This is a genomic window from Zobellella sp. An-6 (assembly GCF_052487945.1).
In genome coordinates this window covers 855001-871663 of the sequence record NZ_CP199259.1, presented here as the reverse complement: position 1 = coordinate 871663, position 16663 = coordinate 855001, and the positions used below count along the sequence as shown (strand labels likewise).

The 16663-nt window shown below is 61.1% G+C and carries 11 protein-coding genes, 1 tRNA gene and 2 rRNA genes (1 of these 14 cut by a window edge); 8 read left to right on the top strand and 6 right to left on the bottom strand.

All coding sequences use genetic code 11. The features are described from left to right. Positions 1-221 precede the first annotated feature (221 nt). Complete coding sequence (gene cysZ, locus ACT7DK_RS03935; protein ID WP_445396531.1) at positions 222-983, top strand: sulfate transporter CysZ; 762 nt, start codon at positions 222-224, stop codon at positions 981-983. Here cysZ and ACT7DK_RS03930 read toward each other — a convergent pair. Both ACT7DK_RS03930 and ACT7DK_RS03925 read right to left on the bottom strand, forming a co-directional pair. Further along, complete coding sequence (locus ACT7DK_RS03930; protein WP_445396529.1) at positions 947-1495, bottom strand: DUF882 domain-containing protein; 549 nt, start codon at positions 1493-1495, stop codon at positions 947-949. The genes cysZ and ACT7DK_RS03930 overlap by 37 nt on opposite strands. 182 nt (positions 1496-1677) lie before the next feature. Then, the gene (locus ACT7DK_RS03925) at positions 1678-3192 is read right to left on the bottom strand and encodes a L,D-transpeptidase family protein (RefSeq protein ID WP_445396527.1); all 1515 of its coding nucleotides are present in this window, start codon (positions 3190-3192) and stop codon (positions 1678-1680) included. Positions 3193-3471: 279 nt separating this feature from the next. Between ACT7DK_RS03925 and cysK the strand changes: the two genes are divergently transcribed. From cysK to dsdA, 6 genes are all read left to right on the top strand, one after another. Continuing rightward, on the top strand, positions 3472-4440 hold the full coding sequence (gene cysK / locus ACT7DK_RS03920) for a cysteine synthase A (protein WP_445396525.1): 969 nt from the start codon (positions 3472-3474) through the stop codon (positions 4438-4440). A gap of 252 nt (positions 4441-4692) precedes the next feature. Continuing rightward, positions 4693-5202 carry a PTS glucose transporter subunit IIA gene (gene crr, locus ACT7DK_RS03915; RefSeq protein ID WP_445402267.1) on the top strand — a complete coding sequence of 170 codons (510 nt, stop codon included), beginning with the start codon at positions 4693-4695 and terminating at the stop codon, positions 5200-5202. A 66-nt stretch (positions 5203-5268) separates the two neighbouring features. After that, positions 5269-5547 (top strand): HlyU family transcriptional regulator, encoded by a 279-nt coding sequence (locus ACT7DK_RS03910; RefSeq protein ID WP_445396523.1) that lies wholly within the window; start codon positions 5269-5271, stop codon positions 5545-5547. Continuing rightward, positions 5540-7573, top strand: coding sequence for a tRNA(Met) cytidine acetyltransferase TmcA (locus ACT7DK_RS03905; protein ID WP_445396521.1), 2034 nt, complete (start codon positions 5540-5542; stop codon positions 7571-7573). Before ACT7DK_RS03910 ends, ACT7DK_RS03905 begins: the two co-directional genes overlap by 8 nt. Positions 7574-7647: 74 nt before the next feature. Continuing rightward, on the top strand, positions 7648-8979 hold the full coding sequence (locus ACT7DK_RS03900; RefSeq protein ID WP_445396519.1) for an alanine/glycine:cation symporter family protein: 1332 nt from the start codon (positions 7648-7650) through the stop codon (positions 8977-8979). Positions 8980-9070: 91 nt separating this feature from the next. Then, the gene (gene dsdA, locus ACT7DK_RS03895; protein WP_445396517.1) at positions 9071-10441 is read left to right on the top strand and encodes a D-serine ammonia-lyase; all 1371 of its coding nucleotides are present in this window, start codon (positions 9071-9073) and stop codon (positions 10439-10441) included. On the opposite strand, the gene ACT7DK_RS03890 is transcribed toward dsdA, so the two are convergent. Further along, a complete protein-coding gene (locus ACT7DK_RS03890; RefSeq protein ID WP_445396515.1) occupies positions 10418-11029 on the bottom strand; it encodes a transglycosylase SLT domain-containing protein in 612 nt (203 codons plus the stop codon). The two genes, dsdA and ACT7DK_RS03890, sit on opposite strands and share 24 nt — an antisense overlap. A gap of 212 nt (positions 11030-11241) precedes the next feature. Between ACT7DK_RS03890 and ACT7DK_RS03885 the strand changes: the two genes are divergently transcribed. Next, positions 11242-13503 carry an Orn/Lys/Arg family decarboxylase gene (locus ACT7DK_RS03885; protein WP_445396514.1) on the top strand — a complete coding sequence of 754 codons (2262 nt, stop codon included), beginning with the start codon at positions 11242-11244 and terminating at the stop codon, positions 13501-13503. Positions 13504-13892: 389 nt separating this feature from the next. On the opposite strand, the gene ACT7DK_RS03880 is transcribed toward ACT7DK_RS03885, so the two are convergent. From ACT7DK_RS03880 to ACT7DK_RS03870, 3 genes are all read right to left on the bottom strand, one after another. Beyond that, a tRNA-Asp gene (locus ACT7DK_RS03880) sits at positions 13893-13969 on the bottom strand. Positions 13970-14036: 67 nt separating this feature from the next. Beyond that, positions 14037-14151: ribosomal RNA gene (gene rrf / locus ACT7DK_RS03875) — 5S ribosomal RNA — on the bottom strand. Positions 14152-14231: 80 nt separating this feature from the next. After that, a 23S ribosomal RNA gene (locus ACT7DK_RS03870) occupies positions 14232-16663 on the bottom strand (it continues 459 nt past the right edge of the window).

Below are 16663 nucleotides of genomic sequence, written 5' to 3'. Positions count from 1 at the left end.
GTATGTTTACCATGCGCCTTTGACAAGAGCCATCTCCGCCAACACCGGATAAAATACCCGTTTCTCATGCGTTATCCGTCATGGAATGCGGAAATAGCCGCCCCGTACTGCGCGATGTCCAAAAAATGCCCGCCGCGGCACGACAGTCTGCTTCGCGCAGGTGCTTGGCACCCGGGATGGGGCTCTTTAGAATAGAGGGCTTTCTGAATCCGGGAGTTGTCATGTCCGCCTCTAACCACCTGGCCAGCGGCCCCCAGTACCTGCTCAGGGGATGGGCACTGATGTGGGAACGCGACCTGCGGGGTTTCGTGCTTGTCCCCCTGATGGTCAACCTGCTGCTGTTCGGCGGGGCCTTCTATTTCCTGTTTCTGCAGCTCGAGCAACTGTTCGTCTGGTTCGAGCAGCAACTGCCCGACTACCTGCACTGGCTGAGCTATGTGCTCTGGCCGCTGATGGTGGTGGCCATAGTGGTGGTGTTTTCGCTGATCTTCACCAGCGTGGCCAATATGCTGGCAGCCCCCTTCAACGGCCTGCTGGCCGAGCGGGTGGAGCAGAAATTGACCGGCACCATTCCCAACGACAACGGCTGGCTCGGGCTGATCAGAGACACACCCCGCATGTTGGGACGGGAATGGCGCAAGCTGGCTTATTATGTGCCGAGGGCCCTCGGTTGCCTGCTGCTGTTTCTGGTCCCGGCTTTTGGCCAGACCCTGGCCCCCCTGCTCTGGTTTGCTTTCAGCGCCTGGATGATGGCCATCCAGTACTGCGATTATCCGTTCGACAACCACAAGGTCGACTTCAACCGGATGCGTCGGGCGCTGGCAGAAAAAAGGCGGCTGACCTGGGGCTTCGGCGCCAGCGTCACCCTGTGTTCCAGCCTTCCCCTGGTCAACCTGCTGATCATGCCGGTGGCGGTGTGCGGCGCCACCGCACTCTGGGTGGAGCACTATCCCCAGTTGCGTACCGGTCCGGTATCCAGGTGAACGAAATCGGACTTGGGATAGTAGCCTACGCCCCCCACCCCGAGCTGACGGGCGGCCCGGTCGAGCTCGGCCAGAGGCACTCCGGGCAGGCGCAGATCGATGGCTTGCCCCAACATATGGTAACTCTGTTTGGCCACGCCCTTGCCCTGCCTGCGCAGCAGGGCATTGGTCTGCGGTGAACGGTAGCCGGAGATGACCTGAATTTCCCCTTGCCGGCCCAGCCGATGCTGCAACAAGAACAGCTGGTCGAACAGCTTGGGATCGATGGGAAAGGCCTCGTCGCGGCGCAGGTCTCGCATCAGGCGACTGAAGGCGCCGAGCCCCTCGTCGAGGTAGCGACCCTGTTCCCAGAAACTGGCCGTGACCTTCTCGCCCGAATGCAGGTTGTACAGGCTCAACCGGCGCACCGGCGCCGACAGGCTGGCCCCTGCCGGCAAAGGCAGCAGGGCCGTCGAGCCCAACGCCCCCACCCCGAGTAAAAAACGACGACGCTCCATACCCCATTCTTTCATACCGGCTCCTCGAGTTCCGTTTACGGAGAGCATCGGCAGCGAGGAACAGCCCCGCTATCTTCCGCCGGTAGCGGGAGCAGGGGCCGGCCGATTTCACGGACGAACTTCTCTCGGACAGCCGATGTCGTATCAAACCGCAAGGACCTTATCCCGGGGCCGGACAAAACATCAACAAACTTTGGTTACAAGGTGTGCGTCAAACGGGAAATTTGTGACATCGCCCCCCGCTCCACGCCAAGCCAGCCCAGATCGAGCTGTCCCGCTTCAAAGGGCGCACGGAGGCGGTCGTCGAATTGGTAGATATCATCACGAAAACGGGGCAAACCATCCTGTCCCAACCAGCCGGGCCAGTACACCATGAACACCGGCAGCGGCTTGTTCACCCGGAGCCAGCGGGTGTGCTGGTTGGCCCTCAACTCCGCCAACCGGGACGGATTCCATTGCTCGCTCAGCAGCCAGATCGCCAGCTGCTCGGCTTCCTCCACCCGTACGCAGCCCGAACTCAGGGCACGGCTGTCCCGGCTGAACAGCCCACGGGACGGGGTATCGTGCAGGTAGATGGCATCGCTGTTGGGCAGGTGGAACTTGTAGGCGCCCAAGGCATTGCGGCTGCCGGGCCTTTGCCGTAGCCGGTAGGGGAACTGGCCCTCCTCAAACAACAGCGCCTGCCATTGTTCCGGGGGCACGATTTGGCCTTCGGCGTCCAGCACCTCGAACCCCTCCCGCTCGATATAGCCGGGATCCAGGGAAAGCCGGGGAAGTATGTCCCTGGCAAGGATGGAACGCGGCACATGCCAGGGAGGATTGACCACTACATTGGTGATCTCGCTGGCCAGGATCGGGGTCTTGCGGCTGCCCTTGCCCACTATCACGTCGCTTTCCAGCACCATGGCCTGATCCTGATACAGCCGCAGCCGGTATTCGGGAATATTCACCAGCAGGTAAGCGGAGGGCAGGGTATCGCCGATCAGGGTACGCAGCATGCTGCGCATCAGCAGCTGGGCCCGGGTCAGGGGCGGCACATCCAGCCAGGCATAGGTATGGGGGCCGATGACCCCATCCACCTGCAGGCCATGACGCAGCTGAAAACGCCGTACCCCTTGCTCCAGGCCCGGATCGTAGTAGGCCGGATCACCGCCCACCACCTCCGCCGCGGACAGATCCCCCAGCAGTTGCAGCCGTTCCCGCACCCGGGGCACCACGGCGCCCGACTCACCCGGGCGAAGCGTAGCCGTTTTGAGCGAGGGCCAGGGTTGCTCGGCCAGAGTCAGCAGCCGCACCAGCTGCCGCTGCAACTGGTCATGGTCTGAGTAACCGGGCACCAGACGTTGCACCAACTGGAGACGGCTGCCGTTTTGGGCCGCCTGATGCAGTGCCCTCCGGTCTTCCTCACTGATCACCAGCGCATCACGGCGGATGCGCAGATGCTGGCGCTCGACGAAGGAAAGGGTGGACCAATGTCGCCAGAAGGCGTTCAGTCCCAGCAGCAGCCGGTCATCGGCCTCATCAGAGGCGGCTGACACCGCTTGCTGCCACCACAGGGTCAGATCCGGATGGACATCCGCCAAAGCCAGTTCCATGCCCAGCCGGTGCAGCTGCAACCGGGCCTCGGGCTCGTTCTGCCAGGGCTCAGAAGAAACCCCAAGGCTTAGACAGAGTAACAACCACAGCCAGCTCGCTGCTCGGCACCTTTTCATCTCGCTTTCCTAACCCGCATCCAGAATCTACTATCTATGGGACCCTGTTATAGGTGACCCGGACCAGTGCCGGGGTCGTTCGCCCCGTCACAGCCTTGATAGCAGAGTTGCAAGCAAAGCACCATAACCTGGGGAGCGATCAGCCAGGGAATAAAGGAATATCATTTTATCATTTAATAACATATTGTTATAACAAATCGTCACTTCTCATTCCGGCTGGAATGGTTAAGCTGACGGTGTAATGATTTTTGGTGACACTGAACCTTAGGGATAGCCACGATGAGCAAGATTTTTGAAGATAACTCACTGACCATTGGTCGCACTCCGCTGGTCAAACTGAACCGGGTAAGCCAGGGCCGGGTTTTTGCCAAAGTCGAAAGCCGCAACCCCAGCTTCAGCGTCAAGTGCCGTATCGGCGCCAACATGATCTGGGATGCGGAAAAGCGTGGCGAACTGGTACCGGGCAAGGAACTGATCGAACCCACCAGCGGCAACACCGGTATTGCCCTGGCCTTTGTGGCCGCTTCCCGTGGCTATCCGATCACCCTGACCATGCCCAATACCATGAGTCTGGAACGTCGCCAACTGCTCAAGGCGCTGGGTGCCAACCTGGTGCTGACCGAAGGCGCCAAGGGCATGAAAGGTGCCATCGAAAAGGCGCTGGAACTGAAAGAGTCAGCCCCCGAAAAGTACGTGCTGCTGCAGCAGTTCAACAACCCGGCCAACCCGGAGATCCATGAAAAGACCACGGGCCCCGAGATCTGGGAAGACACCGATGGCGAAATCGATGTTTTCGTGGCCGGCGTGGGCACCGGCGGCACCATCACCGGGGTGTCACGCTACATCAAGAACACCAAGGGCAAAGCCATCACCTCCGTCGCCGTCGAGCCGATCGAGTCTCCGGTGATCACCCAGGCCCTGGCCGGTGAAGAAATCAAGCCCGGTCCCCACAAGATTCAGGGCATCGGCGCCGGTTTCATTCCGGGCAACCTGGATCTGTCACTGCTCGACCGGGTAGAGCGCGTCAGCAGTGAAGACGCCATCGAAATGGCCCGTCGCCTGATGAAGGACGAAGGCATCCTCGCCGGTATCAGCTCCGGCGCCGCCGTGGTGGCCGCCAACCGCATCGCCGCCCTGCCCGAGTTCGCCGACAAGAACATAGTGGTGGTACTGCCGAGCTCCGGCGAGCGTTACCTGAGCAGCGCCCTGTTCCAGGGCATCTTCACCGAACAGGAACTGCAACAGTAAATCAGGAAGGCGCCGTCGGGCGCCTTTTTTGACCCCGATGATCGTGTAATAACGACAAAATCTTTCTCTCCTTTGACCGGGCGCAGGTGCCATCTCCCCGCTCGGGCTATCATGATGCATCATCTCTGCCCTTGCCTACACTAGTGGAAGCCTTGTGCCGGGCCAAGCGGTTTTCGACGGGCTTTGCCGCTTTGTTTTGGGAAAGTCCCTCTGTTATTATTATGCGTTAAATAACTCCAGGAGCTTATGACTATGGGTCTGTTCGATAAACTGAAAAGAATGGTATCTGACGACAGCAGCGACACCAGTGGCATCGAGATTTTCGCTCCCTTGTCCGGCGAAATCGTCGCCATCGAGGACGTGCCGGACGTGGTGTTCGCCGAGAAGATCGTCGGTGACGGCATCGCCATCAAGCCCAGCGGCAACAAGATGGTGGCCCCCTGCGACGGCACTATTGGTAAGATCTTTGAAACCAACCACGCTTTCTCCATCGAATCCGACTCCGGTCTGGAGCTGTTCGTGCACTTCGGCATCGACACCGTCGAGCTCAAGGGCGAAGGTTTTACCCGTATTGCTCAGGAAGGCCAGCAGGTGAAGAAGGGCGACACTGTGATCGAATTCGATCTGGCCCTGCTGGAAGCAAAAGCCAAGTCCACCCTGACCCCGGTCGTCATCTCCAACATGGACGAGGTCAAAGAGCTCAGCAAGCTGAGCGGCGCCGTGACCCTGGCCCAGGACGTGGTACTGCGCATCAAAAAGTAACCCTCTTTTTCTGTTGCAAGGCGCCGTCAGGCGCCTTTTTTATCGGCGAGAATAAAGGTAGGCATCATGTTCAACTGGTTGAAGAAACTGGGCGGAGGGGCCAAGCCCGGCGGCCCCCGCTTTGAGCCCCAGTCCTATCAGGGATTCGACATCTATCCCGAGCCCAAGGCCGAAGGTGGCCAGTATCGGCTGCAAGGGCGTATCGTACAACTGAAGGACGGCAACCGGCGGGAATACCTGCTGATCCGTTCGGATCTGCTGCCTTCCGCCGAGCTGGCCGCCGAGTTGATGATCGCCAAGGCCAAGCGGGTGATCGACGAAAACGGCGAGCGTCTATTTGACTGACTGGCCTCATTGGCGCTGGCAACTACAACGGATCGGCGAGCGCCGGCTGCTGGTGCTGAGCGGCAGCGAAGCCTGGGCCATGGCCCAGGCCGCCGAGCTGTGCACAGAGGACAGCCTCTGGCTGGGGCCGGCGCCCGCCGGCCATGAGTCCCGGGATCCCACCCGTATCCTGCGCTACCTGGGCCGGGAATACCCCATCCTGGTCTACAACGCCTACGGCGGCCTGCATCCGGATGCCTTCGGCGCCCTGCTGGGCACGGTCACCGCCGGAGGCCTGGTGCTGTTGTTGTGTCCGCCCCTGGCCGACTGGCCGTCCTATCCGGATCCCGATCTGGTCCGTTATGTGGCCTTGCCCGAGCAGGCCAAAGGGTTGGAAAGCCGCTTTATCCGCCGCTTTGCCGCCCTGCTGCAGCAGGATGAACAGGTCTGGCTGTGGCAGCAAGGGCAACCGGCTCCCGCCCTGCCCACCCTGCCCGAGACCCCCTGGCAGCGCCGACGCGACCGCCATGGTTGCCTGAACCGGGAACAACGCCAAGCCCTGGCCAGGATGCTGAGCGCCGCTCGCCGGCGACAGCCACTGGTGCTGACCGCCGATCGGGGCAGGGGCAAGTCCAGTCTGCTGGGACTGGCCGCCGTCCGTCTGCTGACAATGGGTTACCGGGTGCGGCTGACCGCCCCCAGCCCGGCCGCTGCCGCCCGGGCGCTGGAGCATAGCGGTCAGCACCTGCCCTTTACCGCACCGGACGCCCTGCTGGCCCAGCGGCCGCCGGCGGATCTGTTGCTGATCGACGAGGCCGCCGCCCTCCCGGTTCCCACGCTGCTGAGCCTAGCCCGGCATTACTGCTGCATCTTTGCCAGCACCGAGCACGGCTACGAAGGTACCGGACTCGGCTTCCAGCTCAAATTTCAGCCCGAACTGACCCGGCTGGCCCCGAACTGGCAGAAATATCACCTCGACACGCCCGCCCGCTGGAGCCCGCGGGATCCCCTGGAGCCATTGGTGTTCCGGCTGTTGGCGCTGGACGCGGACCCGGTGCCGCCACCGGCCGGAGGCGAGCTGCGGATCGGCCGGCTCTGCCGGCAACAGCTGGCAGAGGACGAGCCTCTGCTACGGCAACTGTTCGGTTTGCTGACCCTGGCCCATTACCAGACCCGCCCCAGCGACCTGCGCCAGTTGCTGGATGCCCCCGGGCTGGAGCTGGTCCTGGCGCGTCTGGGGGAAACACCGGTGGCCGCCGCCCTGCTGGTACGGGAAGGCGAGCTCGACCCGGCCCTCGGCCAGGCCATCTGGGAAGGACACCGCCGCCCCCGCGGCCACCTGCTGCCCCAGTCACTGGCCTTTCACGGCGGTTTCCGGGAGGCCTGCGGCTTCAGCTACCGGCGCATCATGCGCATAGTGGTGCACCCCCTGTGCCAGCAGCGGGGTATCGGTACCCGACTGCTCGACTGGCTCAAGCAGGAAGGCAGCGCCGATTTCCTCGGTACCAGCTTCGGTGCCAGCCCCGAGTTATTGCGCTTCTGGCGGCACAATAGCTTCCAGCCGGTACGCATCGGCCTCACTGCCGACGCGGTCAGCGGCCTGCACGCCGCCATGATGTTGTGGCCCTGCAGCCGGGCCGCCCATGCCGTGCTGCCCACCTGGCAGGCACACTTCAGCGCCAACCTGGCCTTCTATCGCCGGGGACTGCTGCAGGCTCTGCCGGAAAGCTGGTGGCATCAGCTGCCACTGCCGGCACCGGCGCCGCAACCCGGGCTGGACGAGGCCATCGCCCATGGCTTCGCCTTCGCCCTGCGGGATCTGTTGACCGATCAGCCGGTGCTGGCCCGCTTCGTGGGCAGCCATCACATTCCCCTTGGACTCGATAGCAGGCAGCGGGCCCTGCTCCAGGCCCTGCTGGTACCCGGCGCCACCCCGGCAGCGGCGGCGCCGCAGGCAGGCCTGGCCGGCCAAAAGGCTGCGATCCAGGCGCTCCGCGCCATCATGCGGCATTTCTTTCCGGTCTCGTCCGCGCCGACAGATTGTTAATCTGTCCTGAATACCACTAGGCTATAGAAGAAAACTGTATTGATTCAATCAGCTCTACAACAAGGAAGCATCAGATGGAACTGATCACCGAGTTACTTGCTTCGATTAACAGCCTGGTCTGGGGCATCCCCATGCTGGTGGGGATACTGGGCATCGGTCTGTACCTGCAATTTGGGCTCGGCTTTATGCCCATCCGCCGGCTCGGCACCGGTTTTCGGCTGCTGTTTACCCGCATGGAGCAGGGCAGCGGCGAAATCTCCCCCTTCAACGCCCTGATGACGGCGCTGTCCGCCACCATAGGGACGGGGAATATCGCCGGTGTGGCCACCGCCATTTTCTTCGGCGGACCCGGCGCCCTGTTCTGGATGTGGATGACCGCCCTGGTGGGGATGGCCACCAAGTATTCCGAAGCGGTCTGCGCCGTGAACTTCCGGGAGACCGACAAGCTGGGCAACCATGTGGGCGGCCCCATGTACTATATCAAGAACGGCTTGGGTGCCAGGTGGGTCTGGCTCGGCACGGCCTTCGCCATCTTCGGTGGCATCGCCGGTTTCGGCATCGGCAATACGGTGCAGGCCAACTCGGTGGCCGACGCACTGCAAGCCTCTTTCGGCATCTCCAGCCTCGCTACCGGGGTCGTGTTGATGATACTGGTCGGTGCCGTGCTGATCGGCGGCATCCGCTGGATCTCCGAGGTGGCGGGCAAGCTGGTCCCCCTGATGACGGTATCCTACTTCACCGCCGGCCTGGTGGTGCTGGCCCTCAACTTCGCCGCCATTCCCTCCGCTTTTATGCTGATCGTAGAGCACGCTTTCACCCCCATCGCCGCCCAGGGCGGTTTTGCCGGTGCTGCCGTCTGGGCCGCCATCCGCTTCGGAGTGGCCCGGGGCGTGTTCTCCAACGAAGCCGGGCTGGGCAGCGCCCCCATCGCCCATGCCGCCGCCAAGACCGACAGCCCGGTGCGCCAGGGCCTGATCGCCATGCTCGGCACCTTTATCGACACCATCATCGTCTGCTCCATCACCGGCCTGGCCATCATCGTCACCGGCAGCTGGACCAGTGGCGAAGCGGGCGCCTCGCTCACCACCCTGGCCTTTTCCTCCGCCATTCCCGGCGGCCAGTATATCGTCGCCGTCGCCCTGGCCATCTTCGCCTTTACCACCATCCTCGGCTGGAGCTTCTACGGCGAGAAGTGTGTGCAGTACCTGTTCGGCATCAAGGCCATAGTGCCCTTCCGCATCGCCTGGATACTGGCACTGCCGGTAGGAGCGACCCAGTCGCTGGAGTTTATCTGGCTGCTGGCCGACACCCTCAACGCCATGATGGCCATCCCCAACCTGATCGCCCTGGCGCTGCTGAGCCCTGTGGTGTTCAGGCTGACCCGGTCCTACTTCGCCAAATCATGAAAGGGCGCGGCGTCACCGGTATTGCCGACTACAGCAATACCGGCCGCCACTGGTATACTGCCTCCAGCCAACCATCAGGATCAGATAAGACATGCATCCCCACCCAAGCTATTCGGCACAGGCCATCGCCGACCTCCGTAGACAGCATCCCCTGCTCGCCCCCGTGATGGCCCTGCAGCCGGTGAGCTGGTTCAATCCGGAACGGACACCAGTGGACCTCGCCCTGCCTGCACTGAGCCTGACTGCGGGTGACGTGGCCGATGCCAGCCGGCGGCTGGCCCGCTTCGCTCGCTACTTCAACGTCGCCTTTCCCGAGACCCAGGAGCAGCAGGGAATCATCGAATCTCCCCTTCGCCCCATCCCCGCCATGCAGCAGGCGATGATCGAGCACTACGGCCAGCCGATCACCGGCAGCCTGCTACTGAAAATGGACAGCCAACTTCCCGTTTCCGGCTCCATCAAGGCTCGTGGCGGCATCTACGAGGTGCTGCAGCATGCGGAAAAACTGGCACTCAAGGCCGGCCTGCTGCACCTGGACGACGACTACGCCAAGCTGCACAGCGAGGACTTCCGCGAGTTTTTCGGCCGTTATGCCATCGCCGTGGGCTCCACCGGCAACCTGGGACTGTCCATCGGCATCATCAGCGCCAGACTGGGCTTCAGGGTCAGCGTACATATGTCGGCCGACGCCCGCCAGTGGAAGAAGGATCTGCTGCGGGCCCAGGGGGTGACGGTAGTGGAATACGACAGCGACTACTCGGTGGCGGTGGCCCAGGGACGGGCGCAGGCCGCGCAGGATCCCTTCTGCCACTTCGTCGATGACGAAAACTCGGTACAGCTGTTCCTCGGTTATGCGGTGGCCGGCGAGCGGCTCAAGGCCCAGCTGGCCCAGCAGCAGATCAAGGTGGACCGGGAGCATCCCCTGTTCGTGTACCTGCCCTGCGGGGTGGGCGGCGGCCCGGGCGGAGTGGCGTTCGGCCTCAAGCTGGCCTTCGGCGACGCCGTGCACTGTATCTTTGCCGAGCCCACCCATGCTCCCTGCATGTTGCTGGGGGTCTATACCGGCCTGCACGACGGCATTTCGGTGCAGGATCTGGGCATCGACAACCTGACCGCCGCCGACGGCCTGGCGGTGGGCCGTCCCTCCGGTTTTGTCGGCCGCACCATGGCCCCCATGCTGGATGGTTTCTACACCCTGGAAGATCGGGAAATGCTGTTCCTGCTGGGCCTGCTGGCACGCAGCGAAGGCATCCAGCTCGAGCCATCGGCCCTGGCGGGCATGCCGGGCCCGTTGCGGGTATTAACCGAAACCGAAGGCTATCGCCAGCGGCTGGGATTGACCCCGGCCCGCCTGGCCCGGGCCCATCACCTGGTGTGGGCCACCGGCGGCGGCATGGTGCCGGCGGAGGAGATGGAGGCCTATCTGGCGCAGGCGGCCTCAACCAAACCAGCCGCGGTTTAGCTTGTCCTTGCACTGCCAGTATTGCTCGGCATAGCGCTGGGCTCGGCCCTCGACCTTGCGCGAGGTGTTCAGCAGCCAGGCCTTGCGCCGGTGGCTGCCGCGCCGATAGCCGCCCCAGCCTTCGTGGTAGTTAAGGTACTGGCCATAGGCGTCCCACTTCGACACCCCATTGATGGTACTGCTTTTATTCATATACCAGCCCATGAAATCGAGGGCGTCATCGAAATTGCTGCGGCTGGCCCAGCTGTTGCCGCTTTCCCGCTGATAGTCGGCCCAGGTGGCCTTCTTGGCCTGGGCGTAGCCGTAGGCATCGGAAGCCCGGCCATAGGGAATGAACAGGAAATAACGCATCGGCGGCCGGGCATCGTGGCGGAACGAGCTTTCCTGGTACATCATCGCCATGGTGACGTGTACCGGCGCCCCCCACTTTTCCCGCGCCTTGTTGGCAGACTTGTGCCAGCCCTTGTGTTGTTCGAAAATGGCGCAGATATTCTCGGGATTACGCGGTGGCGAGGCGGCACAGCCTGCCAGTAGGCTGGCCAGCGCCAGTATCAGCCACTTGCCTTTATTCTGCCATCTCACTTTCATCTGCCCGGGATAAGCTGTTCTGTATGAGAACCATAGTGCCCGCTTCCGGCGCTGAATGCCAGCCGGACGGCGATACCCCCGAGTCAATTAAATTTTTAATCACAACAGGTGCATAACTATTTTTTGTCACCCGACGGCATAGGGATTAGAATTGGTAGCGGCCCAGCCGCCGTGCCGCCACCACCTTCAGACGCTCAACCAAAGGAAAGCTGATGCACTTTTATTTTCCCATCGTCATCATCGATGAAGACTTCCGCTCCGAGAACACCAGCGGCTCGGGCATCCGTGAACTCGCCTCCGCCATCGAGAAGGCGGGGATGGATGTGGTGGGCTATACCAGCTATGGCGATCTGACCTCCTTCGCCCAGCAGCAGAGCCGGGCCGCGGGGTTCATCCTGTCGATCGACGATGAGGAATTTGACTGTGGCCAGGAAGAAGCCCAGGACGTGCTGGGGCAACTGCGCCGTTTCGTGGATCAGATCCGCCACCGCAACCCGGACATCCCCATCTACCTCTATGGAGAAACCCGCACCGCCCGCCATATCCCCAACGCCATATTGCGCGAGCTGCACGGCTTTATCCACATGCACGAGGACACTCCCGACTTCGTGGCCCGGCACATCATCCGCGAGGCCAAGAGCTACCTGGACTCCCTGGCGCCGCCGTTTTTCCGCGCCCTGACCCACTATGCCCACGACGGCTCTTATTCCTGGCATTGCCCCGGCCACTCCGGCGGTGTGGCCTTCCTGAAGTCGCCCGTCGGCCAGATGTTCCACCAGTTCTTCGGCGAAAACATGCTGCGCGCCGACGTCTGCAACGCGGTCGACGAACTGGGCCAGCTGCTGGATCACACCGGCCCGGTGGCCGCCAGCGAGCGCAACGCCGCCCGCATCTTCAACGCCGACCATCTGTTCTTCGTGACCAACGGCACCTCCACCTCCAACAAGATAGTGTGGAACTCCACCGTGGCCCCAGGCGACATAGTGGTGGTGGATCGCAACTGCCACAAGTCGATACTGCATGCCATCATGATGACCGGCGCCGTGCCGGTGTTCCTGATGCCGACCCGCAACCACTACGGCATTATCGGCCCCATTCCCCGCAGCGAGTTCGAGCCGGCCCGCATCCGCGAAAAGATGCAGGCCAACCCCTTCTGCCGCGAGATCCTGGCCAGGAACCCCAAGGCCAAGCCCCGGGTGCTGACCATCACCCAGTCCACCTATGACGGCATTCTCTACAATGTGGAAGAGATCAAGAGCCTGCTCGACGGGGAGATCGAGACCCTGCACTTCGACGAAGCCTGGCTGCCCCATGCCGCCTTCCACGACTTCTACGGTGACTATCACGCCATCGGCGAGGGCCGGCCGCGTTGCCAGGATTCCATGGTGTTCTCCACCCAGTCCACCCACAAGCTGCTGGCCGGCCTGTCCCAGGCTTCCCAGATACTGGTGCAGGACGGCGAAGCCAACAAGCTCGACCGCCATCTGTTCAACGAAGCCTACCTGATGCACACTTCCACCAGCCCCCAGTACGCTATCATCGCCTCCTGCGACGTGGCGGCGGCCATGATGGAAGAGCCGGGCGGCACCGCCCTGGTGGAAGAGTCGCTGGCGGAAGCCCTGGAATTCCGCCGCGCCATGCGCAAGGTGGATGACGAATACGGCGACGACTGGTGGTTCACCGTCTGGGGGCCGGACGATCTGACCGACGACGGCCTGGACGAGCGGGACGCCTGGATGCTGCAGGCCGACGCCGGCTGGCACGGCTTCGGCGACATCGAGCCCGGCTTCAACCTGCTCGACCCCATCAAGGCCACCATACTGACCCCGGGACTGAACATGAAAGGCGACTTTGCCGAGACCGGCATCCCGGCGGTGGTGGTCACCAAGTACCTGGCCGAGCACGGCATCGTCATCGAGAAGACCGGGCTTTACTCCTTCTTTATCATGTTCACCATCGGCATCACCAAGGGCCGCTGGAACACCATGGTGACCGAGCTGCAGCAGTTCAAGGACGATTACGACAACAACGTGCCGCTGTGGAAGGTGCTGCCGGAATTCGTGCAGAGCCATCCCCGCTACGAGCGGGTAGGATTAAAAGATCTGTGCGATCAGATCCACCAGATCTACAAGGAAAACGACGTGGCCAAGCTGACCACCGAGATGTACCTGTCGGATCTGGTGCCGGCCATGAAACCGGCGGATGCTTTCGCCAAAATGGCCCACAAGGAAATCGAGCGGGTACCGCTCGACTGCCTGACCGGCCGTACCACGGCGGTGATGGTGGCCCCCTACCCGCCGGGCATCCCGCTGCTGATCCCGGGAGAGGTGTTCAACGACATCATCGTCAACTACCTCAAGTTCGCCCGGGACTTCAACCAGCGCTTCCCAGGCTTCGAGACCTATATCCACGGCCTGGTGGCCGAGGAGCACCAGGGTGAAACCCGCTATTTCGTGGACTGCGTCGCCCGCTAATCTGCCGTCAAGCACAAAAAAGCCACCTTCGGGTGGCTTTTTGCTTTGAGTCTAGCCCTTTCTCGCTACTTTCCCGTCATCAAACTCTTGTCCCTGCCGAACGGGAGGCAAAGGAACACCGCTGCAAGCGGAAAAACGCACAGCGATGTCATCCAGGTCCAGCCGGAGGGCCAGCGGCACCGGCGCGCACGCCCACTGAGGCAGAGCAGTTTGTCGCGGCAACAGAAAAGCAAAAGCCCTGGCCAACGGTCAGGGCTTTGATGTGATGGCGGAGCGGCAAAGGCACCGCCTTTGAGGCGGAGGCGCAGCGCGCCGACATCCTCCCGCCGTCCGGCGCAGCCAATACGAAAAAGCCCTTAGCTATCAACTAGCTAAGGGCTTATTAAAAGTGGCGGAGCGGACGGGGCTCGAACCCGCGACCCCCGGCGTGACAGGCCGGTATTCTAACCAACTGAACTACCGCTCCGCAAAAGCGGTTTGTAGGGTCCACTTCAGTGGACCGGTCGAATTTAATCGACGCTACAAATTTGGGTGCCTGGCAGTGACCTACTTTCACATGGCAGCTGCCACACTATCATCGGCGCGGGTGCGTTTCACTTCTGAGTTCGGCATGGGGTCAGGTGGGACCACAACGCTATCGCCGCCAGGCATAAACTGGTAATCCGGAAAAGCTGTCTTTTGATGAATTCGTTCTCGACCTGCAAGGTCTCACACTTCTTGGGTGTTGTATGGTTAAGCCGCACGGGTCATTAGTACAGGTTAGCTGCACGTATCGCTACGCTTCCACACCCTGCCTATCTACGTCCTAGTCTCGGACGGCCCTTTAGAGAGCTCGAAGCTCTAGGGATGACTCATCTCGGGGCTCGCTTCCCGCTTAGATGCTTTCAGCGGTTATCGATTCCGAACTTAGCTACCGGGCAGTGCCATTGGCATGACAACCCGAACACCAGCGGTTCGTTCACTCCGGTCCTCTCGTACTAGGAGCAACCCCCCTCAATCATCCAACGCCCACGGCAGATAGGGACCGAACTGTCTCACGACGTTCTGAACCCAGCTCGCGTACCACTTTAAATGGCGAACAGCCATACCCTTGGGACCGACTTCAGCCCCAGGATGTGATGAGCCGACATCGAGGTGCCAAACACCGCCGTCGATATGAACTCTTGGGCGGTATCAGCCTGTTATCCCCGGAGTACCTTTTATCCGTTGAGCGATGGCCCTTCCATTCAGAACCACCGGATCACTATGACCTGCTTTCGCACCTGCTCGACCTGTCCGTCTCGCAGTTAAGCTGGCTTATGCCATTGCACTAACCGTACGATGTCCGACCGTACTTAGCCAACCTTCGTGCTCCTCCGTTACGCTTTGGGAGGAGACCGCCCCAGTCAAACTACCCACCAGGCACTGTCCTCATCCCCGATAAGGGGACTAAGTTAGAACATCAAACATACAAGGGTGGTATTTCAAGGTCGGCTCCACGGCAACTGGCGTCACCGCTTCACAGCCTCCCACCTATCCTACACATGTAGGGTCAATGTTCAGTGCCAAGCTATAGTAAAGGTTCACGGGGTCTTTCCGTCTAGCCGCGGGTACACCGCATCTTCACGGCGATTTCAATTTCACTGAGTCTCGGGTGGAGACAGCGTGGCCATGGTTACACCATTCGTGCAGGTCGGAACTTACCCGACAAGGAATTTCGCTACCTTAGGACCGTTATAGTTACGGCCGCCGTTTACCGGGGCTTCGATCAAGAGCTTCACCTTGCGGCTAACCCCATCAATTAACCTTCCGGCACCGGGCAGGTGTCACACCGTATACGTCCTCTTACGAGTTTGCACAGTGCTGTGTTTTTGATAAACAGTCCCAGCCACCTGGTCACTGCGACTGGCTCAGGCTCCATCCGCAAGGGACTTCACCCGCTCCAGCGTACCTTCTCCCGAAGTTACGGTACTATTTTGCCTAGTTCCTTCACCCGAGTTCTCTCAAGCGCCTTGGTATTCTCTACCCGACCACCTGTGTCGGTTTGGGGTACGGTTCACACACATCTGAAGCTTAGAGGCTTTTCCTGGAAGCCGGGCATCAATGACTTCGTCACCGTGGTGACTTCGTCTCGGGTCTCAGTGTTGTGCGTCCGGATTTGCCTAAACGCACCACCTACACCCTTTCACCAGGACTACCAACGCCTGGCCCATCTAGCCTTCTCCGTCCCCCCATCGCAATGTGTGTCAGTACGGGAATATTAACCCGTTTCCCATCGACTACGGCTTTCGCCCTCGCCTTAGGGGCCGACTCACCCTGCCCCGATTAACGTTGGACAGGAACCCTTGGTCTTCCGGCGAGGAGGTTTTTCACCCCCTTTATCGTTACTCATGTCAGCATTCGCACTTCTGATATCTCCAGCATGCCTCACGACACACCTTCGCAGACTTACAGAACGCTCCCCTACCACTCAGAATAAATTCTGAATCCGCGGCTTCGGTGCCTGGTTTAGCCCCGTTACATCTTCCGCGCAGGCCGACTCGACCAGTGAGCTATTACGCTTTCTTTAAATGATGGCTGCTTCTAAGCCAACATCCTGGCTGTCTGAGCCTTCCCACCTCGTTTCCCACTTAACCAGAACTTGGGGACCTTAGCCGGCGGTCTGGGTTGTTTCCCTCTTCACGACGGACGTTAGCACCCGCCGTGTGTCTCCCGGATAGTACTTACTGGTATTCGGAGTTTGCATGGGGTTGGTAAGTCGGGATGACCCCCTAGCCCAAACAGTGCTCTACCCCCAGTAGTATAAGTCCGAGGCGCTACCTAAATAGCTTTCGGGGAGAACCAGCTATCTCCCGGTTTGATTGGCCTTTCACCCCCAGCCACAGGTCATCCCCTAACTTTGCAACGTTAGTGGGTTCGGTCCTCCAGTTGATGTTACTCAACCTTCAACCTGCCCATGGCTAGATCACCGGGTTTCGGGTCTACTCCTAGCAACTCATCGCCCAGTTAAGACTCGGTTTCCCTACGGCTCCCCTATACGGTTAACCTTGCTACTAAAAGTAAGTCGCTGACCCATTATACAAAAGGTACGCAGTCACCGAACAAGTCGGCTTCCACTGCTTGTACGTACACGGTTTCAGGTTCTATTTCACTCCCCTCACAGGGGTTCTTTTCGCCTTTC